Raw genomic sequence first — 22,792 nt, 5'->3', positions numbered from 1 at the left:
CGCTACGACTGGATTATAATCAAGCATTTACCGCCGCAGTGCTGTGGCGCGTGCGATACTGCTTCACCATCCGGCCTATCAGCAATGTGCCGATCAAACCGCACACCGCCGCGAACGACAGCCATACGCCTGGCATCGCTTTGTCACCCGTGGCGTGAATCAGATAGCTGGAGACAGCCGGGGTAAAGCCGCCAAACAGCGCGGTTGCCAGGCTATAAGCCAGCGAGAAACCGGATGCGCGTACCTCGGCTGGCATGATTTCCGCCAGATAGACCACCATCGCCCCGTTGTAGCTGGCGTAGAGGAAGGATAACCAGAGTTCAGCCACCACCAGATGGGCGAAGGTCGGCGATCCGACCAGCCAGTGCAGCACCGGCCAGGCCGTGAGGATCATCAGGATGGTAAAGGTTATCAGCAACGGACGGCGACCAATCCGGTCGGACAACGAGCCCATCACCGGCAACCAGAACAGGTTGGAAAGACCGACAAACAGCGTTACCAGAAAGCTATCTTTATCGCTCATCATCAGCACGGTTTTGCCGAATGTGGGGGTAAATGCGGTGATCATATAGAACATCACCGTGGTGGTGACCACCATCAGCATACCGGCTAACACCAGCGCCCAGTTCTGTCCCACCGAGCGCATAATCTGACGCATGGTCGGATGATGTTTACGCTGACTGAAGGCTTCAGTCTCCTCCAGCATACGGCGAATCCAGAACAGAAACGGTACGATCAGACAGCCAATGACGAACGGAATACGCCAGCCCCAGTCAGTCACCGCCTCTTTTTCCAACAGGTGGTTCAGGCCCAGTCCCAGCAGCGCCGCGAAGATAACCGCCACCTGCTGGCTGCCAGATTGCCAGCTAACGTAGAAGCCTTTACGCCCTTTCGGGGCCACCTCAGCCAGATACACAGACACGCCGCCCAATTCAACACCGGCGGAAAAACCCTGCAACAAACGACCAATAAGAATCAACACCGGTGCTGCCGCCCCAAGGGTGGCATAGCCTGGCACCACCGCAATCGTCAGCGTACCCAGCGCCATAATACCGAGGGTGACCAGCAAGCCTTTACGGCGGCCATGATGGTCAATGTAGGCACCGAGCACAATCGCCCCTAACGGACGCATCAGGAAGCCTGCGCCAAAGGTCATCAGCGTCAGCATTAATGACGCAAACGGGTTATCACCGGGGAAAAAGGTTTTTGCAATCGCGGTCGCGTAATAACCAAACACCATGAAATCGTACATTTCAAGGAAGTTGCCGCTGGTTACGCTAAAGATAGTTCTGGCACCGCTCTGCGATGACTTTTGTAAAGAAGAAGGTGAGCTCATAGGATTTTCCAGTGTCTTCCATGCGGGGATGTCCCTTTTATCGTGACGTCTCCCTGATGAATGTGATCCAATTCACCATTGCACTTTACAAAAGCAGGGTTATACGTAACCAAACATTAACAAAGTTGATCCGCAGGATAATTGCCCGTTAATCCGCCTGATTCGTGGTTTTCCTTTTTGGTCGTCCATTACGCCCATAACAAAAAGGGCGCCCATTAGGGCGCCCTCATAACTTTCAGTGAAACTACTTCTTCACCGTTTCCATACCCATCAAGCCAATCTTCAGATATCCGGCTTCACGAAGTTGGTCCATCACCGACATCAGGGTTTCATAACTTACTGATTTGTCAGCCTGGAAGAAGATAGTGGTTTCTTTATTGCCTTCCGTCTGCGCCGTCAGCGCATTGACCAGCGTCTCTTTGGTGACCTGATCGTTGCCGATATAAACCTGGTTATCTTCTTTAATCGACAAATAAACCGGTTTTTCCGGACGCGGCTGCGGCGCACTGGTGGAAGCGGGCAGATTGACGCGAACATCCACGGTTGCCAGCGGCGCGGCCACCATAAAGATGATCAGCAGAACCAACATCACGTCGATAAACGGCGTCACGTTGATTTCATGCATTTCGCCATCGCTTTCCAGGTCGTCGTTTAAACGCATCGCCATCGCAATTACCCTACGCGCAGTTTCTGTGCGGCAGCCGGACGAGCCACTTCGTTAGTCACGTTTCCCAGGTCAAGGTCACGGCTTTGCAGCAGCAGCACCTGCGCCGCCACATCACCGAGCGACGCTTTGTAGCTGGCAATCATACGGGCAAATACGTTGTAGATGACCACGGCAGGGATTGCAGCGACCAGACCAATCGCGGTCGCCAGCAGCGCTTCCGCAATCCCAGGAGCGACCACCGCGAGGTTGGTGGTTTGCGTCTGTGCGATGCCGATAAAGCTGTTCATGATGCCCCATACCGTACCGAACAGGCCGATAAACGGAGCAACCGAACCAATGGTGGCGAGGAAACCGTTACCGCGGCCAGCATGACGGCTGAAAGCGGCAACACGGCGTTCCAGACGGAAGCTGGTACGCTCTTTAATACCATCGGTGTCTTCGACACCGGCTGAAAGTTCCAGCTCGTTCTGTGCATCGTTAAGTAACACGGCGCTGTGGCTGTTACCCTTGAAGCTGGCGGCAGTGCTGGAGGCGTCATCTAATGAACGCGCATCACTCAGGGCGAGATGTTCGCGTTTCAGTCGGCGCTTGGCTGAACTCAACTCAGCAAACTTACCAAAGAAGATTGCCCAGGTGACCACAGAGGCCATCAACAGGCCAATCATGACCACCTTTACCACGATATCGGCATGATGATACATGCCCCAAACGGAGAGATCCGTCTGCATCAAATCACTGGCTACCACGCTGCATCTCCAACTTCAATTGCATAGTTCACGATCGAGCGCCGGATCATAACAAATTAGCGGGCCGAATTGATAGTAGTTCTCATTACTATTTACAAACGAAAAGTGCGTTTTTCCACCACAGTTTCTTTCGATTGTGAGCAGGTTTTATAAATGTGACGCACCGTATAAAATTATTAAAACATCGTTTCAAAATGTGATGCATTTCATTCAATCAACATCTGCCCACTTTTTCACCACACGATTTTCATTATTCTGAGCCAGCCCTGCCTTTTAACGGTGCCGTTGCACTGTCCGATTTCGCTACCTCTTGCTGGAGCAAAAAATGACGCTGAAAAAAAGACTACTCGCAGTTTCGTTGTCCTCCATGATCGCCCTGCTGGCCTGTAATGCGCAGGCCAAAGTCCTTAAGGTGGCGGAAGTGCAGCCCGCCGGTTATCCCACCGTGGTCGCGCTGGAGCATATGGGGGAGAAACTGAAACAGGCCACCGATGGTCGTCTGGAGATGAAGGTGTATGCCGGTGGCGTGCTTGGCGATGAAGATCAAACCTTACAACAGGTTCAACTGGGCGCGATTGATATGATCCGCGTTTCGTTGGCCCCGGTGACCACCATCGCGCCGGAAACCAGCGTGCTTACCCTGCCCTTTATCTTCCGCGATGAAGATCATATGCACAAAGTGCTGGATGGTAGCGTAGGTGAGCAGATCGTCGATAAATTCAATAAAGATCCCAACACCCGTATGGTGTTTCTCGGCTGGACCGATGCCGGGACGCGCAACATGATCACCAAAAAGCCGCTGACTAAGCCTGAAGATCTGCAAGGTATGAAGATCCGCGTGCAGAACAGCGCCATCTCGCTTGCCACGCTAAAAGCAATGGGCGCTAACCCGGTAGCGATGGGCGTCAGCGAAGTGTTTAGCGCCATGCAAACCGGCGTGGTGGACGGCACCGAGAATAACCCACCGACCTTTGTCGCCCATAACTACCTGCCCGTAGCGAAGTACTACACCCTCACCGGCCACTTTATTCAGCCAGAGATGATCCTGTTCTCCAAACCGGCGTGGGATCGCCTCTCTGCTGACGATCAGGCGTTACTGAAGAAGCTGGGCAAAGAAGCTCAGGATGAGGAACGTCAGTTGTGGGCCAGCTACACCCAGCAATCGATTGAGAAAATGAAGGCCGGAGGCGTCACCTTCCAACAGATCGATCGCGACTACTTTGTCAAAGCTACCCAACCGGTACGCGATCAGTTTGGCGGCAAGTATCAGGATCTGATGACACAGATCGCCGAGGTGAAATAACCCCCCACGCCGCGCGCAGGCGTGGCGTTTCACTCAGGATCCAATTATGAACGCATATTCCCGGTGGATGGATCGGTTGTACCTGCTGTGCATGTGGGTGGCGGCGGCAGCGTTGATGATCATGGTAGCGGTCATTCCCGTCGGCATCTTTGCGCGCTATGTATTGAACAGCGCGCTCTCATGGCCAGAGCCGGTAGCCATTATCTGTATGATCATTTTTACCTTTGTCGGCGCGCCGGTCGGCCTGCGGGCCGGCACCCATATTTGTGTCTCTATGTTGACCGATCGCTTGTCACCTGGCGGGCAAAAATGGGCGCTGCTGTTGTGTAACCTGCTGTTAATCGCCTTATGTGTGGTGCTGTTCCGCGCCAGCTACAACCTGTGTGCCGCGATGTGGATTCAGCCGCTGGCCTCACTGCCCAATGTCACCTATGGCGAAATGTATTTACCGATCCCGATTGGCACCGTTTTTACCCTACTGTTTGCCCTGGAACGTCTGCTGAATGGCGACCAGAGCCAGCGCCCAATCGTCACGCTTGGCGGCACCCACTAACCTCGGAGCATCGTGATGGACGCATTCATCCTGATTGGCAGTCTGATTCTGTTGCTGTTGGTCGGCTTTCCGGTCGCTTTCGCGGTCGGGTTTAGCGCCTTTATCGGTGCCTGGTGGATTGACCTGCCGCTTGAAGCGGTGGTGATTCAGGTGACCAACGGCATCAATAAGTTTTCGTTACTCACCATCCCGTTCTTTATTCTGGCAGGCGCAATCATGGCTGAAGGCGGGATCGCCCGACGCCTGGTGAATTTTGCCTATATCTTCGTCGGCTTTATTCGTGGCGGCTTATCGCTGGTGAATATCGTCGCATCGACGTTTTTCGGTGCAATTTCCGGTTCTTCCGTGGCGGATACCGCCTCGATAGGCTCGGTAATGATCCCGCAAATGGAGGAGAAAGGTTATCCACGCGATTTTGCGGCGGCGGTGACCGCCAGCGGTTCGGTGCAGGCGGTGCTGACGCCACCCAGCCATAACTCGGTGATTTATTCGCTGGCAACGGGCGGCGTGGTGACCATTTCCTCGTTGTTTGTCGCCGGTATTTTTCCCGGTCTGCTGCTCGGAGCATGTCTGATGGTGATGTGTCTGGGATTTGCGCGCAAACGTGGGTATCCCAAAGGTGAAGCGATCCCGTTTCGCCAGGCGCTGAAGATCTTCTTTGATGCCTTCTGGGGGTTGTTCACCATCGTCATTATTCTCGGCGGCATTCTGTCCGGGATTTTCACCGCCTCGGAATCTGCGGCCATTGCCTGCCTGTGGGCATTCTTCGTCACCATGTTTATCTATCGTGACTTTAAGTGGAGCCAGTTGCACATCCTGCTGTTTCGCACCATCAAAACCGTCACCATCGTGATGGTGTTGATTGCCTTCGCAGCCGGTTTTGGCGCAGTGATGACCTTTATGCAACTGCCCACCGCGATTACCGAAGCCTTTACCAGCCTGTCGGACAACAAGTACGTGATCCTGATGTGTATTAACGTGCTGCTGCTGGTGATCGGTACGCTGATGGATATGGCACCGATCATCCTGATCCTGACGCCTGTGCTGCTGCCTGTCGCTACCTCACTCGGCGTGGATCCGGTGCATTTCGGCATGATCATGATGACCAATCTCGGTATCGGCCTGATCACGCCACCTGTCGGCACCGTGTTGTTCGTTGCCAGTGCGGTCAGTAAACAGAAGATTGAACAGGTGGTCGGCGCGATGCTGCCGTTCTACTGCATGCTGTTTCTGGTGTTGATGTTAATCACGTATGTCCCGGCGCTGTCGCTGTGGCTGCCACATATCATGGGGGTGATGTAAAGGTAGGCCCGTAGCGGCGCGATTTATCGCGCAGGTTTTTCCACATCGCGCGATAAATCGCGCCGCTACGGATCACGCTTCGTCCAATGAAGGTGACTGTCTGATATTCCGTAATCAGGGGCAACGCACAGGACCGATTCGTGTTAACGTGGTGGTTTTGTGAAATGCGGCAGGAAAGGCAGTGATGGCAACGAAAAAAATAGACACCACGCTGGTCAGCGCGGGACGCAGCAAACGTTACACTCAGGGTTCAGTCAACAGCGTGATTCAGCGTGCCTCATCGCTGGTGTTTGACACCGTCGCCGATAAAAAACGCGCCACCGCCGGGCGGGCGAAAGGCGAACTGTTTTATGGCCGTCGTGGCACCCTGACACACTTTTCCCTCCAGGATGCGATGACCGAACTGGAAGGCGGTGCCGGTTGCGTGCTCTATCCTTGTGGTGCTGCTGCGGTTGCCAACGCTATTCTTTCGTTTGTCGCCGCTGGCGATCATGTACTGATGAGTGGCGCGGTCTACGAACCGACTCAGGACTTCTGTACCAAAATCCTCAGCAAACTTCAGGTCACCACCACCTTTTTTGATCACTGCATTGGCAGCGAAATCAGCGCGTTGGTGCAACCCAATACTCGCGTGGTGTTTCTGGAATCCCCGGCATCCATCACTATGGAAGTGCAGGACATCCCGGCGATTGTCGCCGCAGTGCGCAGCAAAGCCCCTGATGCCATCATCATGCTCGATAATACCTGGGCGGCGGGCGTTTTGTTTAACGCTCTGGAGCATGGCGTCGATATTTCGATCCAGGCCGGGACCAAATACCTGATCGGTCACAGCGATGCGATGATCGGCACTGCCGTCGCTAACGCCCGCTGCTGGGATCAACTGCGTGAAAATTCCTACCTGATGGGCCAGATGGTGGACGCCGATACCGCCTATATGGCGAGCCGTGGTCTGCGCACGCTGGGTACGCGTCTGCGCCAGCATGAAGAGAGTGGTTTACAGGTGGCGGAGTGGCTGGCCGCTCGCCCGGAAGTGGCGCGCGTTAACCATCCGGCGCTGGCGCAGTGCAAGGGGCATGAATTCTGGCAGCGAGATTTTACCGGCAGTAGCGGCCTGTTTTCCTTCATCCTGCATGAGAAGCTGAGCAGCGAGCAGCTGGCGCACTATCTCGACGGTTTCCACCACTTCAGCATGGCCTACTCCTGGGGCGGTTATGAGTCGCTGATCCTCGCCAATCAACCGGAAGAGCTGGCTGAGATTCGCCCGGCAGGTGGCGTCGATTTTACCGGTACGCTGGTGCGGCTACATATTGGTCTGGAACACGTTGCCGACCTGATTGAGGATCTGCAAGCCGGGTTTGAGCGCCTGAAACGCTAAAATCTTCAACAAAGCCTCAACAAGCCTGATGCCGCGTGGCAGAGATCAACGTCTGCTGCTACGCAGGCCGTTAAAATAAAATCCTTGTGACTTGATGGAATAGCAGATGGGTGTTTTACATGAGATTGTCCAGGCGCTCTGGCATCAGGATTTTGCCGCGCTGGCCAATCCGGATGTGGTGTGGATTGTCTACGGTGTGATGTTTGTGACGCTGTTTCTGGAAAACGGTTTATTGCCAGCGTCTTTTCTGCCGGGCGACAGCTTGCTGCTGCTGGCTGGGGCGATGGTTGCCAAAGGTGTGATGGACTTTGTCCCGACCATGCTGATTTTGACCACCGCGGCCAGCCTTGGCTGCTGGCTGAGCTATCTTCAGGGACGCTGGCTGGGCAACACCAAAATTGTCAAAAGCTGGCTGATGCACCTGCCAGCCCAATATCACCAACGCGCCTGGCAGTTGTTTAACCGCCACGGGTTGATGGCGCTGCTGGTGGGTCGCTTTCTGGCGTTTGTGCGTACCCTGCTGCCAACCATGGCAGGCATTTCCGGTTTGCAGAACGGTCGTTTTCAGTTTTTTAACTGGCTGAGCGGCTGGCTGTGGGTATGCATTGTGGTGGCGTTCGGCTATGGCATCAGCCAGGTGCCGTTTATCAAACGCCATGAAGATCAGGTGATGGCGATTCTGATGCTGCTGCCGGTAGTTTTGTTGTTCGTCGGGCTGGCGGGCAGCATTCTGGTGATCTGGAAAAAAAGACGCCCGAAGGCGTCATAGAAGCTGCGCGGCGTCGGCGGTGGACTCAAACACCGTCTGACGCACGCGGCTTGCCTCCTCTCCCGGCGTGACGCCGAAATAGCGCTTAAACTCGCGTGAAAATTGCGAAGGGCTTTCATAACCGACGCGTACCGCCGCGGCACTGGCACGCATCCCATCCTGTAACATCAACAGGCGCGCCTGATGCAGGCGATAGCGTTTCAGATACTGCAACGGCGAGGTTTGCGTTACGGCTTTAAAGTTGTGGTGGAACGCCGATACGCTCATGTTTACCTCTGCCGCCAGCGTCTCCACGCTAAGGTTTTCACTAAAATGACTTTCGATACGGCGCAACGCACGGGCGATCTGGCTAAATTGCGTCTGGCGGCTGATCAATGATAACAGCGCACCGCCACAAGGCCCGGTCAGCACGTAGTAGATAATTTCCCGCACGATTTGCGGCCCGAGCACACGCGCGTCACGCGGTTTCCGCATCACATCCAGCAGACGCTCAGCGGCGCACAGCATCTCTTCACTGAGAAAAGCGGAATGAATGCCAGAGGTTTGCGGCTGCGGCTGAAAATCCTGATCGTCGCCAATCTCCATCAACAAATCCTGTAGGCTGGCGTTATCGACCGTCAGACACATCCCCGCCAGCGGCTCTTCTGGCGTAGCTTCGGTTTCACACTCCACTGGCAGCGGCACGGTGAGCATCAGGTATTTGGTGGCGTCATAATGGAACACCGTGCTGCCGAGATAGCCGGTTTTACGCCCCTGAAACAGAATGACAATGCCGGGCTGATACATCATCGGCGTGCGCGGCAACGGCTCGTCGGCATAGATCAATCGCACGTTATCCAGCTGACATAGCGGCTGGCTACCAGGCTTCATCAGCGCAATCACCTGACGGGCAAGCTGACGGCAAAGCGTGTCATAAGGCATGGCATAGTCTCTCGCAGCAAAAAAGGCAGTTTGCCGCACCTCGGGCGAAAGCTCCAGCTTGCTGGAGAATCAGGCAAGATTCCGGCAGAAACAGACAGCACAAAAATGCCGCAGAGTTGCCACAATGAACCCGAGGCTAAGGTTTGTTGACTAGACTTAACCTCAGTGTTTCCGGTGAGTCACTGCGACAAATAAGGAGCAACTATGGCAGACCAACCACTGATTAAACTGCACGACGGCAATATGATGCCGCAGCTCGGGCTGGGTGTCTGGCAGGCAAGTATTGATGAAGCACGCAAAGCGGTATTAAAAGCGCTGGAGGTGGGCTATCGCTCTATCGATACGGCTTCCGCCTACAAAAACGAGGAGGCGATTGGTCAGGCGTTGCAGGAGACGGACGTGCCTCGCGAACAGGTTTTCGTCACCACCAAGCTGTGGAATGATGACCAGAAAAATGCGCAGCAGGCGCTGGAAACCAGCCTTGAAAAACTCAAACTGGATCAGGTGGATCTTTACCTGATGCACTGGCCCTGTCCGTTTAAAGATCTGTACCTGAGTGCCTGGGAACAGATGATTAAGTTGCAGCAACAGGGTCTGACCAAAAGTATTGGGGTGTGTAATTTCAACGAAGCACATCTGAAACGTCTGATGGATGAGACCGGGGTTTCCCCGGTGGTAAACCAGATAGAACTGCACCCGATGTTGCAGCAGCGCACCCTGCACGCGTGGAATGCCCTGCACCAAATCCAGACTGAATCCTGGAGTCCGCTGGCGCAAGGTGGCCAGGGGGTGTTTGATCAGGAAGTGATCAAAAGCCTTGCGAAGAAATATGGCAAAACTCCGGCGCAAATCGTTATTCGCTGGCATCTGGACAGCGGATTGGTGGTGATTCCGAAGTCTGTGACGCCGGCGCGTATTGAGGAGAACTTTAAGGTGTTTGATTTCCGGTTGGAGAAACCGGAGATCAGTGAGATCACCACGCTGGATATTGGTAAGCGGTTGGGACCAGATCCGGAGAAATTTGGCGGTTAGGTGCGAGCTATTGCCCTCACCCCGGCCCTCTCCCGCAAGCGGGAGAGGGAGGAAGTACCCGTGCACCTCTCAATCCCCTCTCCCGCTTGCGGGAGAGGGTTAGGGCGAGGGAAAGAGATTACGCCGATGGGTTAACCAATAACTGCCCCGCTGTACCGCGATCCGCGAGCTCCAGCGTTTGGCTGTAATAAACAAACGGGAAGTGATCCGACGAACTCTGCGTAAAGCTCACCAGCAATTCGACATCACCATCAACCCACACCGTATCCTTCCAGCCGCGATCTTCACCCATCGGCTGCGCGCCATTGACGCTTTTAATCAGGAACATCACGCCCTGAATATGCAGTGACTGCGGGCGGTCGGCATGCAGGATCCAGCGTTCAAAGCTGCCCTGCTGCGCGGTGGTATCAATACGCCCCATATTCCACAGCGCACCATTGATGCCCGGCATGCCATCGCCAATGCGGAATTCACGGGTACGTACCGCCGCACCATCCAGAATCTGATCCGCCAGCAGACGCATCGGCAGATTGTCCGTCACCAAAGGCAGCAAACCGGTCGGTCGCAGCGTCAACACCAGGGTGTTGGCAAGAATCGATGAAGGTTCAAACAGCCCGCGCAAACGATCCATCAGACCCGCCGCAGTGCCTGCGGTGATCGACACGACATCGCCCTGCGACATATCCACCAGCACTTCACGTCGCTCACCCGGAGCCAGCGACAGACGCTGCACCGCGACCGGCGCAGGCAAAAAGCCCTGATCGCTGGCGATCACCGTAAACGGGCGATTATCGGAGAAAGCCAGATCGTAACGACGTGAGTTAGACGCGTTCAACAGGCGCAAACGCACCCAACCGCGTGAAACCTCCACATAGGGATTTTGCACGCCATTGACCAGTAAGGTGTCGCCGAGGAAGCCGCCATCCTGCGGCGGGTCGTACACCGGGGTGGCAAAGTTGTCGAGACGCTTGTCCTGAATCACCAGCGGGAAATCATCCACACCGTAATGCTTTGGCAGCGGCAGCGTCTTGCTGACGTCATCTTCAATCAGCCACATCCCCGCCAGCCCGTTGTAGACATGCGGGGCCATACGGTTGGGGGTATTGGCGTGATACCACAGGGTCGCTGCTCCCTGACGAATTGGCAGCACGGGTGCCCAGTCAACACCCGCCGACATCATACGCGGCGCGCCACCCATCAGGGCGCCTGGCACCTGAAGACCGCTCACCGTCATCGCCACCGGCTCATTGAGACGATTGCTGTAAATCAGTTTTACGTCGTCGCCGCTGTACACACGTACCGTCGGGCCAAGATACATGCCATTGATGCCCCAAACCGGCACTTTGTTGCTGTCGCCATTGAATGACCAGTGGCTACGCTGGAGCGTGAGAAAGAGTGGCTGACCGCGGCGTGATTCAATCAACGGCGGGACCGGAAGAGGTGTATCACCAGCGGGTGCGGAAGCGGCACGCGCGGTGTATGGCATAGCGCTGGTAGCAAGCGCAACACCGGCAGAAAGCTGAATAAACTGACGTCTGCTGCAAGACATAAAACTTCAGACCCTTTGAGCGTGGCGTGAGGACGCCGTCCATTTTTTCTAATTGCTATTGCTGTGCTGTCCCCCAAGCGGGGAGATGGCACGGGGCAGATTGCCTGCCCCGTGGGAACGGTCAGATTTTACCGTTTTTTTCACGCTCGGCGACTTCGGCGTTCAATTCTTCCAGCTTTGCCGACATTAATTCGCGGCAGTGGGTCGCCAGCTTACGTACTGAACTGTCGGCAAACGCGGCAGTGTCCACCGGGGGTAACATCTCAACAATCACCAGACCGTTGTTCCAGCGATTGAGTTTGATTTTGTCATGGGTGTTGGACACCACCACCGGGATGATGGGCACCCCTGCTGCCATCGCGGCATGAAACGCACCCGTTTTAAACGGCAGCAGGCCACGCCCGCGGCTGCGCGTCCCTTCCGGGAACATCCAGAACGAAATGCGTTTCTTTTTAAACTGATCGATCAATTCACCTATGGTGCCATGTGCCTTGGCTCGATTATCACGGTCAATCAACAGGTTGCCCGCCAGCCAGTACAACTGACCAAAAAACGGGATCCACAACAGGCTTTTTTTGCCAACGGTCACCGTGGTGGGCTGCACAATTTTGGCTGCCGTGATCATGTCGAAGTTGTTCTGGTGGTTTGCGATATAAATGGCGTTGCCATAGCTCGCGGCATCGGCCGGTTTACGCAGTTCCACTTTGACACCAAACACCGATGATAAGCGACCAAACATGTGGCCAAAAGTGGCCACATGGCGCGGGTTACGCGGTGAAAACAGGCACCAAATACAACCAAACACACAGACCAGAATCGAATAGATGATTACAAAAATAGCCCGTAAAATTAGTAACATAGCTTCCTCAATAATGGCATACCCTTGCCTGCTTTATTATTTTGCAGGGTTATTCTTCACTCGCTTCGCTGTGGCGCGTTGGGGCATCCAGCTCAACACGGTCGATACGTTGCAAACCGCGTGGTAACAACGTACCACGACGACCACGATCGGCGCGGAACTTCTGCAACTCTTCGCTGCGCAGCACCAGCTTGCGCTTGCCTACATGTAAGGTAATCGCGCTGCCGGTCGGCAGAATCAGCAACCACACCAGCTTGTCACTACCCGCTGCGGCTTCTGCGGATGGGATAGAGATGATTTTGTTGCCCTTGCCTTTCGACATTTGTGGCAGCTCGCCCACCGGGAACATCAACATGCGGCCGGCCTGAGTGATCGCCAGCAACATGTCATCTTCGTGATTCACCGCCATCGGCGTCATCACTTTGGCGTTTTCCGGCAGCGTCAGCAGCGCTTTACCCGAACGGTTGCGCGACACCAGATCGGCAAAGGTACAGATAAAGCCATAACCCGCATCCGAAGCCATCAGCAATTTCTGCTCATCCGGCTCCATCAGCACCTGCTCCATCACCGCGCCCGGTGGCGGCGTCAGCTTGCCGGTTAACGGCTCGCCCTGACCACGCGCCGACGGCAGCGATGTCGGATCAAGGGTATAACTGCGGCCGGTGGAATCGATAAACGCCACCGGTTGATTGCTCTTACCTCGCGCGGCAGCCAGATAACTGTCTCCCGCTTTGTAACTCAGACCGGCTGGGTCGATATCGTGGCCCTTGGCACTACGTACCCACCCCATCTGCGACAGTACAATGGTGACCGGCTCGGCGCTCACCAGCTCTGTTTCGCTCAGCGCTTTGGCTTCTTCACGCTCACGCAGCGGTGAACGACGATCGTCGCCGTAGGTCTGGCTGTCAGCCTGCAACTCTTTCTTCAGCAGGTTGCTCATCTTGCGCTCAGAGGCGAGGATCGCCTGCAACTGATCGCGCTCTTTTTCCAGCTCTGCCTGCTCACCGCGAATCTTCATCTCTTCGAGTTTAGCGAGGTGGCGCAGTTTTAATTCCAGAATCGCTTCGGCCTGCGTCTCGCTGATATCAAAGCGCGACATCAGCACCGCTTTCGGCTCGTCCTCGGTACGGATGATGTGGATCACTTCATCAATATTGAGGAACGCCACCAACAAACCTTCAAGGATATGCAGGCGACGCAACACGCGTTCCAGGCGGTAGTTCAGACGGCGGGTGACGGTATCGCGACGATACACCAGCCATTCAGAGATAATTTCCAGCAGGTTTTTCACCGCCGGACGGTTATCCAGCCCGATCATGTTCAGGTTAACGCGGTAGCTTTTTTCCAGATCGGTGGTGGCAAACAGGTGGTTCATCACCTGATCCAGATCGACACGGTTAGAGCGTGGCACAATCACCAGACGGGTCGGGTTCTCGTGATCGGATTCGTCACGCAGATCCTCCACCATTGGCAGCTTTTTATTGCGCATCTGTGCAGCAATCTGCTCCAGCACGCGCGCCCCCGAAACCTGATGCGGCAGCGCGGTGATGACCACTTCACCCTCTTCTTTTTTCCACACCGCGCGCTGGCGGATGGAACCGCGACCGTTCTGGTAAATCTTACGAATCTCATCACGCGGGGTGATGATCTCGGCTTCGGTCGGGAAATCCGGTCCGTGCACGATATCCAGCAGTTCATCCAGCGTGGTGTTTGGCTTCTCGATCAGGGTGATCGCGGCCTGCGCCACTTCGCGAATGTTATGCGGCGGGATGTCGGTCGCCATACCTACGGCGATGCCGGTGGTGCCGTTCAGCAGGATGTTCGGCAGACGCGCCGGTAACATCTTCGGTTCCTGCAAGGTGCCGTCAAAGTTGGGGATAAAATCCGACGTACCCTGGCCCAGCTCACTCAGCAGGATTTCGGCATATTTGGACAGGCGCGATTCGGTATAACGCATCGCGGCGAACGATTTCGGATCATCCGGCGCACCCCAGTTGCCCTGACCGTCCACCAGCGGATAGCGGTAAGAGAACGGCTGTGCCATCAGCACCATCGCTTCATAACAGGCGCTGTCACCGTGCGGATGGTATTTACCCAACACGTCACCCACGGTACGTGCTGATTTCTTAAATTTGGCGCTGGCGTTCAGACCCAGCTCAGACATCGCGTAGACAATACGGCGCTGTACCGGCTTGAGGCCGTCACCGATATAGGGCAGCGCACGGTCCATGATCACGTACATGGAATAGTTCAGGTACGCGTTCTCTGTAAATTTGTGCAGGGCAAGACGCTCTGCACCATCCTGCGTCAATTCGCTCATTAAGCTTGCATCCTCACTTCGTGGCCCACGGCGGCGGGACATCCGGCGGTCGTTTGGCGAGGATAGTACCTTATTCCCGTGGCTTAGTCACAGGGGAAGCCATCTCTGACATCAGGAATCATGGTTGGAAAATAAATGTGAGGCAGATTAAAAAAACAAAATAGAATGCGATCAGGATCACAATGAATAATTCCAACGCGCTGTGATCACGATCCCAATTAATTTTCAGATAATCCAATTCGTATTAATCCTGTCCTCTTCGGAGGACAACATTTAGTATTGTTGCTTTCCCCGTCCTTTTCTAAATTCATACTCCATAAGAAAGATTTTTTGCGCTCCTGATTTCTGGCATCTGGAAAATATAAAAAACAACCTGACGGGAAACTGTTTTGCCAAAATAAAGGTGAACGAATGCAAATACTGACTTCGCGACAACACCGATTAGTGAAACTGCTGTTGCAGCAGGCCGCGCCGCAACCCCTGAAGCAACTGGCGCAACAGCTCGGCGTATCCGAAAAAACCATCTACCGTGACCTGCAATGGCTGGAAAACTGGCTGAACAACTGGGCAATGGTGTTGGAGAAAACCCCTGGCCGCGGCGTACGCTTGCGGGTTGATGATGTTCAGCAACGCCTGCAACTGGAACAACAACTGAATGGCGATGACAACAGCGAAGCGCTGAGCCACAACAGCCGTCGGGTAAAAATTGCCTCCCAGTTGCTGAGTGATGCACCACGCGAAACCTCTATCAGTAAGTTGTCCGAACGTTATTTTATCAGCCATGCCTCCATTGTTAATGACCTGAAGGTGATTGAAGAGTGGCTGCAACCGTTGGGATTGACGCTGGCGCGCGGCCCAGGCGGCACCCATATCGAGGGCAACGAACAGACGCTGCGTCAGGCGATGGTGTCGCTGATTAATGATGTGATGCAGCAAAACGTCGCCGGAACGCCCTTGCTGCCACGGCTTGATCCCGGCAGCCAGCAGGCACTGGTCCATTATTTTGGCGATGAGGATGTGGCCTTTGTCCAGGCGCTGCTGCAACAGATGGAGCAGCAACTGAGTTACCCGCTGGGCGATGCCTGGTATCTCAATCTGTGCACCCACATTTTGATCATGATGCACCGTATGGCACAGGGGAACGTACTGGCGTTGCAGACCATGCTGGCGGCGCAGGATCTTGATAAGCGTATCCTGACCATCGCCCGACAGATGGTTACGCAGATTGAGGCACGTATCGGTTGTGCGCTACCCGCCGATGAAGTCGGTTTTATTTATCAATATATCGTCTCATCCGGCATTGTGGTGGAGGAACGTGGCGACCATGCGCCAATGCATAACCAATTTTCCACGGCGGAGTCGGTTAAAATAACCTGTGAATTAATTGATCGCTTCTCGGCCTTTATTCAGCAGGATTTATCTCAGGACCGTTTATTATTTGACGGGTTACTGGTGCATATTAAGCCTTTATTAAATCGCCTTAAATATCACATCCATATTCGTAATCCATTGCTGGATGATATTCAGCAGGAAATGAAAGAAATATTTTCACTGACACAACAGGCAATGCAATTGACAGCGCGCACGTTCGATCTCTCGCCAGTCGCCGATGACGAAATAGGTTACCTTTGCGTCCATTTTCAGGCCGCGCTGGAACGGCAAATTGCCCATAAACGCATTCTGGTGGTGTGCTCCAGCGGAGTGGGTACGTCGCATTTGCTGAAAAGTCGCATCCTGCGCGCCTTCCCGGACTGGGAAATCGCAGGCGTGGTATCAGCCAGCAACCACGAGGCATTTTGTCAGCGCGAAACGGTGGATTTGGTGATTACCACGATTCACCTCAGCAGCGGGGCCATCCCCAGCGTGTATGTCAGTGCATTTTTTAACGATGACGATATCCGGCGGGTTACCGACGCCATGATTGGCAGCCAGCTGCCACAGGGGACGCGCTGCGTCCTGGCTGAACATTAATTGAATGAGGTCTGACTGATGGATATTTCTCGCATTCTGACGCCGCGCCGCGTCAATCTGGCCCTGACTGCCACCAGCAAAGAAGAAGTGATCAACGAGCTGACCGAGCTGCTGTATCAGGACGGCGCCATCAGCGATCGCGAGGCATTTATCGCCGATGTCTGGCTGCGCGAAGCGGAAGGCTCAACCGGATTTGAAAACCATATCGCCATCCCGCACGGCAAGTCTGCCGCCGTGCGGCAAACGACCTTAGCCATTGGCCGCACCCAGCAGGATATTCCCTGGGAAACGCTCGATGGCAGCCAGGTGCGCTGCATCATCCTGTTCGCGGTGCGACTGGAAGATCAGAACACCACCCACATTCGCCTGTTGTCGCAGGTGGCCAGCGCGCTGGCCGATGATGAGGTGATTGCCCAACTGCTGGCGGAAAACGACCCCAGCAATATCATCCGGCTGTTTAGTCAGTACGCCGAAACCGACCTCTGTTAACCCTACTCCTCTGAGGTGACACATGAATATTGTCTGTGTAGCGGCCTGCACGGCAGGCATCGCGCATACCTATATCGCGCGCGAAAAACTGATTAAGGGCGCCCATGCACTGGGCCACACCATCCACGTCGAAACTCAGGGCACCATCGGCACCGAGACGGAACTGACGCGTGAAGCGATCGCCGCAGCCGATGTGGTGATCCTCGCCGTTGACGTCAAGATCAAAGGCGAAGAGCGCTTTCAGGGCAAGCCTATCGTGAGGGTCAAAACCGAAGTGGTGATCAAGTCACCGGTGAAATTCCTCGAAAAAGTGGCGGATTCACTGGCGCGAGCCTGAGGAGATCCATCATGAGTGACAACAAACGTCAGTACGGCCAGGAGATCAAAGGCCATCTGCTCACCGGTATCTCCTGGATGATCCCGCTGATCGTCGCTGCCGGGATCTGTATCGCCCTGGGCCAGGTGATCGGCGGGCCGGATGTCGGTAAGCAAACCGGCACCATCGCCTGGATGTTGAACCAGATCGGTGGCTGGGGGATGGGGCTGATCGTGCCGCTGATCAGCGCGGCTATCGCTTACTCGATTGCCGATCGTCCCGGTTTTGCCCCAGGTTTGATCGTCGGGTTTATTTGCGGCCAGATCGGCACCGGATTTATTGGTGGCATTCTCGGTGGCTTCCTCGTCGGTTATACCGTGCTGCTGCTGCGCCGCACCATCAAACTGCCGCAATCAATGCAGGGACTGATGCCGATCATGGTGCTGCCGCTGCTGAGTACCATCATCGCCGGGCTGCTGATGATGACCTTTATCGGCCAGCCGATTGTCTGGTTGCAGAAGGCGCTGATTCATCTGCTGGAATCGATGCAGGGTGGCTCGAAGTTTGTCATGGGGGCGATTCTCGGTGCGATGGCGACCTTCGACTTTGGCGGTCCGATCAATAAAACCATGTCGCTGTTTGCCGACGGCATGCTGGTGGATGGCATTTACGGTCCAGAGGCGGTGAAATTTGTCGGCTCCATCATCCCTCCCTTCGGCATCACCCTCTCCTTCCTGCTGACACGGCATAAGTACACCAAAGCGGAGAAAGAGGCGCTGAAAGCCGCTTTCCCGATGGGTATCTGCATGATTACCGAAGGGGTGATCCCGATTGCGGCCCGTGACCTGTTGCGTGTGGTTGCCAGCTGTGTTGTCGCCTCGGCGATTGCTGGCGGGCTGATTATGGTGTGGGGCGTGGAAGCGCCGGTGCCGCATGGCGGGATGTTTGTGGTGCCGCTGTTTACCAAACCCTGGCTGTTCTGTCTGGCGCTCGGCATTGGCACCGTGGTGTGTGGCGTGATGCTGTCGCTGATGAAGAAAACCGTGACCCAGGCGGATGAAGAGTTCGACGATGTGGAAGCCCCTGGCGTCCGCGATGAAGAGATCAAATTCACACTGGAATAAGGAGCCACCATGTTTGCCATGATGAATGACCTGATTCAGGCAGCAGCAAAACAACAATACGCGGTGCTGGCGATTAACTGCTTCAACCTGGAAACCACGCGGGCGGCGATTCAGGCCGCCGAACAACAGCGCGCACCGCTGATCCTCAATGTTTATCAGGGGCATAGCACGCATTTCCCACCTCCGCTTGCGGTGCCGCTGGTGCGGGCTTTGGCGGAAAGCGCCACGGTGCCGGTGGCGCTGGCACTTGACCACGGTAAAGCCTTCCCGCTGATTGGCCAGGCGTTTCGTGCCGGGTTTACCGGCCTGATGATCGATGCCTCATCTGAACCGCTGGCGGAGAACATTCGTCAGACCAGCCAGGTGGTGAAGATGGCACATACCGCTGGGGTGTGCGTCGAGGGTGAGCTGGGACATATCGCCGATGCCCCAACCTATGAACTGGCGGATGCCGCGGTGAAGATGACCCAGGTCGCCGACGTGCTGCCGTTCGTGGAGCAGACGCACATTGACCTGCTGGCGGTGTCGGTAGGTACGGCACATGGGCTATACCCGGCTGGCGTCAAACCGAAGATTGACTTCCAGCGTTTGCAGGAGTTGAACGCCGTGTCGCCCTTGCCACTGGCGTTGCATGGCGGATCGGGCACGCCGGCTGAGGATCTGCGCCGCGTCAGCCAGTTTGGCGTCGCCAAGATCAATGTTGGCGCAGCGGTATTTGATGCCGGTAAGAACGCCTTGCAGCAGGCACTTAAACAACATCCCCACGCCGAGCTGGCAGATTTGCTCGGGCTGATGGAATCCGCCTGCCGCGAAGTGGTGGCCGAGTACCTGAGCTGGTCGGGGTCGGCCGGTAAGGTCTGATTACCGGGCACAGCATCGTAGCGGCGCGATTTATCGCGCAGGTTTACGGAAGACAGATTTCTTCCCAATTTTATTCATCATCGGGTCGGCGTTGCCGTCGGCCCTGACTAAACATCACCTTAAGGAAAACATAACATGTTGATTTCTATGAAAGAGATGTTGGCACCTACCCGTGAAAACCGTTTCGCCATTGGCGCATTTAATGTGGCGGATAGCTGCTTTATTCGCGCTGTGGTCGAGGAAGCTGAGGCGACTCAAACCCCGGCGATCATCTCCATCCATCCCAGCGAACTGGAATTCGTTACTGATGCATTTTTTGGCTACGTCCGTGAGCGCACGCTGAAAAGCACCGTCCCCTTCACCCTGCACCTTGACCACGGGGCTTCCATCGCTCAGGTGCTGCGCGCTATCCAGTGCGGCTTTACCTCAGTGATGATCGACGGCTCGCTGTTACCGTATGAAGAGAACGTGGCGCTGACCAAAGAGGTGGTGAAACTGGCGCATGCCGTGGGCGTTTCCGTTGAGGGCGAACTGGGCACCATTGGCGATACCGGCACCACGGTAGAAGGCGGCGTGAGTAAGGTGATCTACACCGAACCAGCCCAGGCCGAGGATTTTGTCCAGCGTACCGGTGTTGATACCCTGGCGGTCGCGATTGGCACCGCGCACGGCATCTATCCGAAGGATATGAAGCCGGAGTTGCAGATGCATATTCTGCGCGACATTTCACAGCGTCTGAGCATTCCGCTGGTGCTGCATGGCGGCTCCGCCAACCCGGATGCGGAAATTGCCGAAGCAGTGACGCTGGGCGTAGGCAAAATCAATATCTCCAGCGATATGAAGTTCGCCTACTTCCAGAAAGTACGCGAAATTCTGGCGCGCGAAACCTGGTGGGATCCGAATGTGATCTACCCGGATGCGATTGCGGCGGCAAAAGAGGTGATTCGCTACAAAATGAACCTGTTTGGTGGATTGGGTAAAGCCAGTTTGTATCGTTAATATTGTGTCCGTAGCGGCGCAATTTATCGCGCGGTTTTTGAAAAAACGCGCGATAAATTGCGCCGCTACGACCGGTTTTTATTTAATTACACCCAACCACTGCTCCGCGATACGCGCATAATCACCGGTGGCGGTACTGAGATGCAGCCACTGATCAACGTACTGTTTCCAGCTCATATCATCACGCGGGATCATGTACGCCTTCTCGCCATACTGCATCGGTTGATCCGGGTTAAGTGCACAGAGCTGCGGATAGTGTTTCTGCTGGAACAAGGCTTCCGACGCATCAGTGATCATTACATCCGCTTTGTTATCCACCAGTTGCTGAAAAATGGTGACGTTATCGTGGAACAGCGTCAGCGAAGCGTTCGGCAGATGACTGTGCACAAAGGCTTCGTTAGTGCCGCCTGCCGGTTCAATCACTCGCACCTGCGGCTGGTTGATTTGTTCAATGGTTTGATACTTCGCTTTATCAGCGCAACGCACCAACGGGATTTTGCCATCCACCCCCAACGGTTGAGCGAACCAGGCAATTTGCTGGCGCTTCAGAGTGACTGACACGCCACCCAGCGCGATATCGCAATGCTGCGCGACAAAATCTTCGCTGAGGGTTTTCCATGTAGTGGGTACCCATTGCACTTTGGCACCGAGACTTTCCGCCAGCGACTGCGCCATGCTGATATCTAACCCTTCATACTGCCCGTCACTGCGCAAATAGCTATACGGTTTGTAATCCCCGGTGGTACAGACTTTGAGCGTTTTGCTTTCGCGTACCTGATCAAGGTGAGATTGCGCCTGAGCGACGCCGCTGACCAGAAGTAACGCACTGAATAACATGGTTTTCATTTTTCTTCTCTGTTTTGTGTTTGCATTCCAATTGTTCCACACGCTGGCGCATTATTGCGTTAAAAGCAAAAGTCTTGTGATCTGACACGCATTTTTCTGCCTGGTCCGCGCGCGTAGAGTGAGCGTTAATTTCTCATAAGGAGCGCATGCAGCATGAGCAAAATTTTGATTATCGACGGTGGTAAAACCTTCGCCCATTCGAAAGGGGAACTGAACCATACGCTAACCGAGGTGGCAGCCAGCCTGCTGCGCGATTTGGGCCATGAGGTCGATATCACGGTGGCGGATAGCCACTACGTGGTGGCCGATGAAGTCCAAAAATATCTCGCCAGCGATGTGGTGATTTATCAAATGCCGGGCTGGTGGATGGGTGAACCCTGGACGGTGAAAAAATATATCGATGACGTGTTTACCGAAGGTCATGGCTCACTCTACGCCAGCGATGGTCGTAGCCGCTCAGACGACAGCAAAAAATACGGCTCCGGCGGTTTGATCCAGGGTAAAAAATATATGCTGTCGCTGACCTGGAATGCGCCACTGGAAGCCTTTACCGATCCTGAGCAGTTCTTCGAAGGGGTTGGCGTTGATGGTGTGTATCTGCATTTCCACAAGGCCAATCAGTTCCTCGGTATGACCGGGCTGCCGACCTTTATTTGTAATGACGTGATTAAACAACCAGATGTGCCACGCGACATCGCACGTTATCGGACTCATCTCAGCCAAATTTTTGCTTAACTGTAAACACCACAGGAAAAAAGGACATCTCATGCTCACTGTCGTTGCAGAAATTTGTATCAAGCCAGGACGTCGTGCCACGGTACTGGAGGCGATTCATCGCCTGATCCCCACCGTGTTGCAGGAAGAGGGTTGCCACCAATATGACGCGCTGGTGGATCATCAGGCGCAGGTACCGTGGAAGCACAATTCACCCGATTCGATCTTTATGCTGGAGCAGTGGGATTCGCTGCGACATCTGGAGCAACATCAACAGATGCCGCACATGGATGCGCACCGCGCCACCATCAAAGATGATGTGGTGGATGTGAAGATTTTGGTGCTGGAAGCGGCAGAAAAATAACAGCACCGGGTGCTGATCATCTCCTTCTCCCGCTTGCGGGAGAAGGCCGGGATGAGGGAGTCAAACCGCACCAACCCCGCGCGATAAATCGCGCCGCTTGTATCTTGAAGTTGTAACTGGTTAGCTACCCGTTACACGAAACGGAGGCAGCTTGTCGCGCCGCTTAAGACCCGATCTTGTGCCGTAGCTTAAAGCCCTCCGTTTCTCCTTTCACGCCAGCATCTACTCTGAACGGTAACCAGAAGCTCTGACTTCGTATGTACAAGGCAAGATGGCGTGATGGTTCATGTGAAAGGGAGCTGTCTTATGATTTATCTCGGTATTGATGTCAGTAAAAACAAACTCGACCTCTGCCTGTTGCCCGGCAACGGGAAAA

At 54.8% G+C, this 22,792-nt stretch carries 22 protein-coding genes; 14 read left to right on the top strand and 8 right to left on the bottom strand.

Features of this window, described 5'->3' with window-relative positions; translation table 11 throughout:
- Nucleotides 1-19: 19 nt before the first annotated feature.
- The 3 genes from CTZ24_RS11715 to exbB all read right to left on the bottom strand — a co-directional run bounded on the left by CTZ24_RS11715 (nt 20) and on the right by exbB (nt 2,731).
- Nucleotides 20-1,336 carry an MFS transporter gene (locus CTZ24_RS11715; protein ID WP_208723600.1) on the bottom strand — a complete coding sequence of 439 codons (1,317 nt, stop codon included), beginning with the start codon at nt 1,334-1,336 and terminating at the stop codon, nt 20-22.
- Nucleotides 1,337-1,580: 244 nt separating this feature from the next.
- The gene (exbD, locus tag CTZ24_RS11710) at nt 1,581-2,003 is read right to left on the bottom strand and encodes a TonB system transport protein ExbD (RefSeq protein ID WP_021183429.1); all 423 of its coding nucleotides are present in this window, start codon (nt 2,001-2,003) and stop codon (nt 1,581-1,583) included.
- A gap of 5 nt (nt 2,004-2,008) precedes the next feature.
- Complete coding sequence (exbB, locus tag CTZ24_RS11705; RefSeq protein ID WP_208725544.1) at nt 2,009-2,731, bottom strand: tol-pal system-associated acyl-CoA thioesterase; 723 nt, start codon at nt 2,729-2,731, stop codon at nt 2,009-2,011.
- A 343-nt stretch (nt 2,732-3,074) separates the two neighbouring features.
- Here exbB and CTZ24_RS11700 point away from each other — a divergent pair, with 343 nt between their 5' ends.
- The 5 genes from CTZ24_RS11700 (at nt 3,075) to CTZ24_RS11680 (ending at nt 8,051) form a co-directional block, all read left to right on the top strand.
- On the top strand, nt 3,075-4,052 hold the full coding sequence (locus tag CTZ24_RS11700) for a TRAP transporter substrate-binding protein (protein ID WP_208723599.1): 978 nt from the start codon (nt 3,075-3,077) through the stop codon (nt 4,050-4,052).
- A gap of 46 nt (nt 4,053-4,098) precedes the next feature.
- The gene (locus tag CTZ24_RS11695; protein WP_021183432.1) at nt 4,099-4,605 is read left to right on the top strand and encodes a TRAP transporter small permease; all 507 of its coding nucleotides are present in this window, start codon (nt 4,099-4,101) and stop codon (nt 4,603-4,605) included.
- 15 nt (nt 4,606-4,620) lie between these two features.
- Complete coding sequence (locus CTZ24_RS11690; RefSeq protein ID WP_208723598.1) at nt 4,621-5,907, top strand: TRAP transporter large permease; 1,287 nt, start codon at nt 4,621-4,623, stop codon at nt 5,905-5,907.
- Nucleotides 5,908-6,091: 184 nt separating this feature from the next.
- Complete coding sequence (gene metC, locus CTZ24_RS11685) at nt 6,092-7,282, top strand: cystathionine beta-lyase (protein ID WP_208723597.1); 1,191 nt, start codon at nt 6,092-6,094, stop codon at nt 7,280-7,282.
- A 106-nt stretch (nt 7,283-7,388) separates the two neighbouring features.
- Nucleotides 7,389-8,051, top strand: a complete 663-nt coding sequence (locus tag CTZ24_RS11680; RefSeq protein ID WP_013510509.1) for a DedA family protein — start codon at nt 7,389-7,391, stop codon at nt 8,049-8,051.
- Here the strand turns inward: CTZ24_RS11680 and CTZ24_RS11675 are convergent.
- Nucleotides 8,046-8,972, bottom strand: coding sequence for an AraC family transcriptional regulator (locus CTZ24_RS11675; RefSeq protein WP_021183436.1), 927 nt, complete (start codon nt 8,970-8,972; stop codon nt 8,046-8,048). The genes CTZ24_RS11680 and CTZ24_RS11675 overlap by 6 nt on opposite strands.
- A gap of 204 nt (nt 8,973-9,176) precedes the next feature.
- On the opposite strand from CTZ24_RS11675, the gene dkgA reads away from it, so the two are divergent.
- Nucleotides 9,177-10,004: a 2,5-didehydrogluconate reductase DkgA gene (dkgA, locus tag CTZ24_RS11670; RefSeq protein WP_021183437.1), complete on the top strand. Its 828-nt coding sequence runs from the start codon at nt 9,177-9,179 to the stop codon at nt 10,002-10,004.
- Nucleotides 10,005-10,122: 118 nt separating this feature from the next.
- Here dkgA and ftsP read toward each other — a convergent pair whose 3' ends face one another.
- The 3 genes from ftsP to parC all read right to left on the bottom strand — a co-directional run bounded on the left by ftsP (nt 10,123) and on the right by parC (nt 14,732).
- The gene (gene ftsP / locus CTZ24_RS11665) at nt 10,123-11,553 is read right to left on the bottom strand and encodes a cell division protein FtsP (RefSeq protein ID WP_021183438.1); all 1,431 of its coding nucleotides are present in this window, start codon (nt 11,551-11,553) and stop codon (nt 10,123-10,125) included.
- Between the two features lie 121 nt (nt 11,554-11,674).
- Nucleotides 11,675-12,412 (bottom strand): 1-acylglycerol-3-phosphate O-acyltransferase, encoded by a 738-nt coding sequence (locus tag CTZ24_RS11660; RefSeq protein ID WP_021183439.1) that lies wholly within the window; start codon nt 12,410-12,412, stop codon nt 11,675-11,677.
- A gap of 49 nt (nt 12,413-12,461) precedes the next feature.
- Entirely contained in the window at nt 12,462-14,732 is a 2,271-nt protein-coding gene (gene parC, locus CTZ24_RS11655; protein WP_021183440.1) for a DNA topoisomerase IV subunit A, read from the bottom strand.
- 411 nt (nt 14,733-15,143) lie between these two features.
- Between parC and CTZ24_RS11650 the strand changes: the two genes are divergently transcribed.
- The 6 genes from CTZ24_RS11650 to CTZ24_RS11625 all read left to right on the top strand — a co-directional run bounded on the left by CTZ24_RS11650 (nt 15,144) and on the right by CTZ24_RS11625 (nt 20,492).
- Nucleotides 15,144-16,703: a BglG family transcription antiterminator gene (locus CTZ24_RS11650; RefSeq protein WP_208723596.1), complete on the top strand. Its 1,560-nt coding sequence runs from the start codon at nt 15,144-15,146 to the stop codon at nt 16,701-16,703.
- Nucleotides 16,704-16,721: 18 nt separating this feature from the next.
- Nucleotides 16,722-17,192 carry a PTS sugar transporter subunit IIA gene (locus CTZ24_RS11645; protein WP_021183443.1) on the top strand — a complete coding sequence of 157 codons (471 nt, stop codon included), beginning with the start codon at nt 16,722-16,724 and terminating at the stop codon, nt 17,190-17,192.
- A 22-nt stretch (nt 17,193-17,214) separates the two neighbouring features.
- The gene (locus CTZ24_RS11640) at nt 17,215-17,529 is read left to right on the top strand and encodes a PTS fructose transporter subunit IIB (RefSeq protein WP_013510517.1); all 315 of its coding nucleotides are present in this window, start codon (nt 17,215-17,217) and stop codon (nt 17,527-17,529) included.
- Nucleotides 17,530-17,540: 11 nt separating this feature from the next.
- Nucleotides 17,541-18,632 (top strand): PTS fructose transporter subunit IIC, encoded by a 1,092-nt coding sequence (locus tag CTZ24_RS11635; protein WP_021183444.1) that lies wholly within the window; start codon nt 17,541-17,543, stop codon nt 18,630-18,632.
- A 9-nt stretch (nt 18,633-18,641) separates the two neighbouring features.
- On the top strand, nt 18,642-19,493 hold the full coding sequence (locus CTZ24_RS11630; protein ID WP_208723595.1) for a class II fructose-bisphosphate aldolase: 852 nt from the start codon (nt 18,642-18,644) through the stop codon (nt 19,491-19,493).
- A 135-nt stretch (nt 19,494-19,628) separates the two neighbouring features.
- A complete protein-coding gene (locus CTZ24_RS11625; protein ID WP_021183446.1) occupies nt 19,629-20,492 on the top strand; it encodes a ketose-bisphosphate aldolase in 864 nt (287 codons plus the stop codon).
- A 78-nt stretch (nt 20,493-20,570) separates the two neighbouring features.
- On the opposite strand, the gene CTZ24_RS11620 is transcribed toward CTZ24_RS11625, so the two are convergent.
- Nucleotides 20,571-21,338: a transporter substrate-binding domain-containing protein gene (locus tag CTZ24_RS11620; protein ID WP_021183447.1), complete on the bottom strand. Its 768-nt coding sequence runs from the start codon at nt 21,336-21,338 to the stop codon at nt 20,571-20,573.
- A 153-nt stretch (nt 21,339-21,491) separates the two neighbouring features.
- Here CTZ24_RS11620 and CTZ24_RS11615 point away from each other — a divergent pair, with 153 nt between their 5' ends.
- Nucleotides 21,492-22,073, top strand: coding sequence for an NAD(P)H-dependent oxidoreductase (locus CTZ24_RS11615; RefSeq protein ID WP_021183448.1), 582 nt, complete (start codon nt 21,492-21,494; stop codon nt 22,071-22,073).
- Between the two features lie 31 nt (nt 22,074-22,104).
- On the top strand, nt 22,105-22,416 hold the full coding sequence (locus tag CTZ24_RS11610; RefSeq protein WP_208723594.1) for a putative quinol monooxygenase: 312 nt from the start codon (nt 22,105-22,107) through the stop codon (nt 22,414-22,416).
- Nucleotides 22,417-22,792 lie beyond the last annotated feature (376 nt).

The organism is Pantoea phytobeneficialis (genome assembly GCF_009728735.1).
In the GTDB taxonomy this organism is placed as follows: Bacteria; Pseudomonadota; Gammaproteobacteria; order Enterobacterales; family Enterobacteriaceae; genus Pantoea; species Pantoea phytobeneficialis.
Note: the sequence above shows the minus strand (reverse complement) of the source record. Positions and strands in the feature narration are given on the sequence as shown.

Bases quoted from the DNA above. Each gene is read 5' to 3' on its own strand.
- parC (WP_021183440.1), bottom strand. From the start codon at position 14,732: ATGAGCGAATTGACGCAGGATGGTGCAGAGCGTCTTGCCCTGCACAAA.
- CTZ24_RS11610 (WP_208723594.1), top strand. From the start codon at position 22,105: ATGCTCACTGTCGTTGCAGAAATTTGTATCAAGCCAGGACGTCGTGCC.
- CTZ24_RS11715 (WP_208723600.1), bottom strand. From the start codon at position 1,336: ATGAGCTCACCTTCTTCTTTACAAAAGTCATCGCAGAGCGGTGCCAGA.
- metC (WP_208723597.1), top strand. From the start codon at position 6,092: ATGGCAACGAAAAAAATAGACACCACGCTGGTCAGCGCGGGACGCAGC.
- CTZ24_RS11620 (WP_021183447.1), bottom strand. From the start codon at position 21,338: ATGAAAACCATGTTATTCAGTGCGTTACTTCTGGTCAGCGGCGTCGCT.
- dkgA (WP_021183437.1), top strand. From the start codon at position 9,177: ATGGCAGACCAACCACTGATTAAACTGCACGACGGCAATATGATGCCG.
- CTZ24_RS11660 (WP_021183439.1), bottom strand. From the start codon at position 12,412: ATGTTACTAATTTTACGGGCTATTTTTGTAATCATCTATTCGATTCTG.
- CTZ24_RS11650 (WP_208723596.1), top strand. From the start codon at position 15,144: ATGCAAATACTGACTTCGCGACAACACCGATTAGTGAAACTGCTGTTG.
- CTZ24_RS11700 (WP_208723599.1), top strand. From the start codon at position 3,075: ATGACGCTGAAAAAAAGACTACTCGCAGTTTCGTTGTCCTCCATGATC.
- CTZ24_RS11640 (WP_013510517.1), top strand. From the start codon at position 17,215: ATGAATATTGTCTGTGTAGCGGCCTGCACGGCAGGCATCGCGCATACC.
- exbB (WP_208725544.1), bottom strand. From the start codon at position 2,731: ATGCAGACGGATCTCTCCGTTTGGGGCATGTATCATCATGCCGATATC.
- ftsP (WP_021183438.1), bottom strand. From the start codon at position 11,553: ATGTCTTGCAGCAGACGTCAGTTTATTCAGCTTTCTGCCGGTGTTGCG.
- CTZ24_RS11630 (WP_208723595.1), top strand. From the start codon at position 18,642: ATGTTTGCCATGATGAATGACCTGATTCAGGCAGCAGCAAAACAACAA.
- CTZ24_RS11695 (WP_021183432.1), top strand. From the start codon at position 4,099: ATGAACGCATATTCCCGGTGGATGGATCGGTTGTACCTGCTGTGCATG.
- CTZ24_RS11645 (WP_021183443.1), top strand. From the start codon at position 16,722: ATGGATATTTCTCGCATTCTGACGCCGCGCCGCGTCAATCTGGCCCTG.
- CTZ24_RS11635 (WP_021183444.1), top strand. From the start codon at position 17,541: ATGAGTGACAACAAACGTCAGTACGGCCAGGAGATCAAAGGCCATCTG.
- CTZ24_RS11625 (WP_021183446.1), top strand. From the start codon at position 19,629: ATGTTGATTTCTATGAAAGAGATGTTGGCACCTACCCGTGAAAACCGT.
- CTZ24_RS11675 (WP_021183436.1), bottom strand. From the start codon at position 8,972: ATGCCTTATGACACGCTTTGCCGTCAGCTTGCCCGTCAGGTGATTGCG.
- CTZ24_RS11690 (WP_208723598.1), top strand. From the start codon at position 4,621: ATGGACGCATTCATCCTGATTGGCAGTCTGATTCTGTTGCTGTTGGTC.
- CTZ24_RS11615 (WP_021183448.1), top strand. From the start codon at position 21,492: ATGAGCAAAATTTTGATTATCGACGGTGGTAAAACCTTCGCCCATTCG.
- CTZ24_RS11680 (WP_013510509.1), top strand. From the start codon at position 7,389: ATGGGTGTTTTACATGAGATTGTCCAGGCGCTCTGGCATCAGGATTTT.
- exbD (WP_021183429.1), bottom strand. From the start codon at position 2,003: ATGGCGATGCGTTTAAACGACGACCTGGAAAGCGATGGCGAAATGCAT.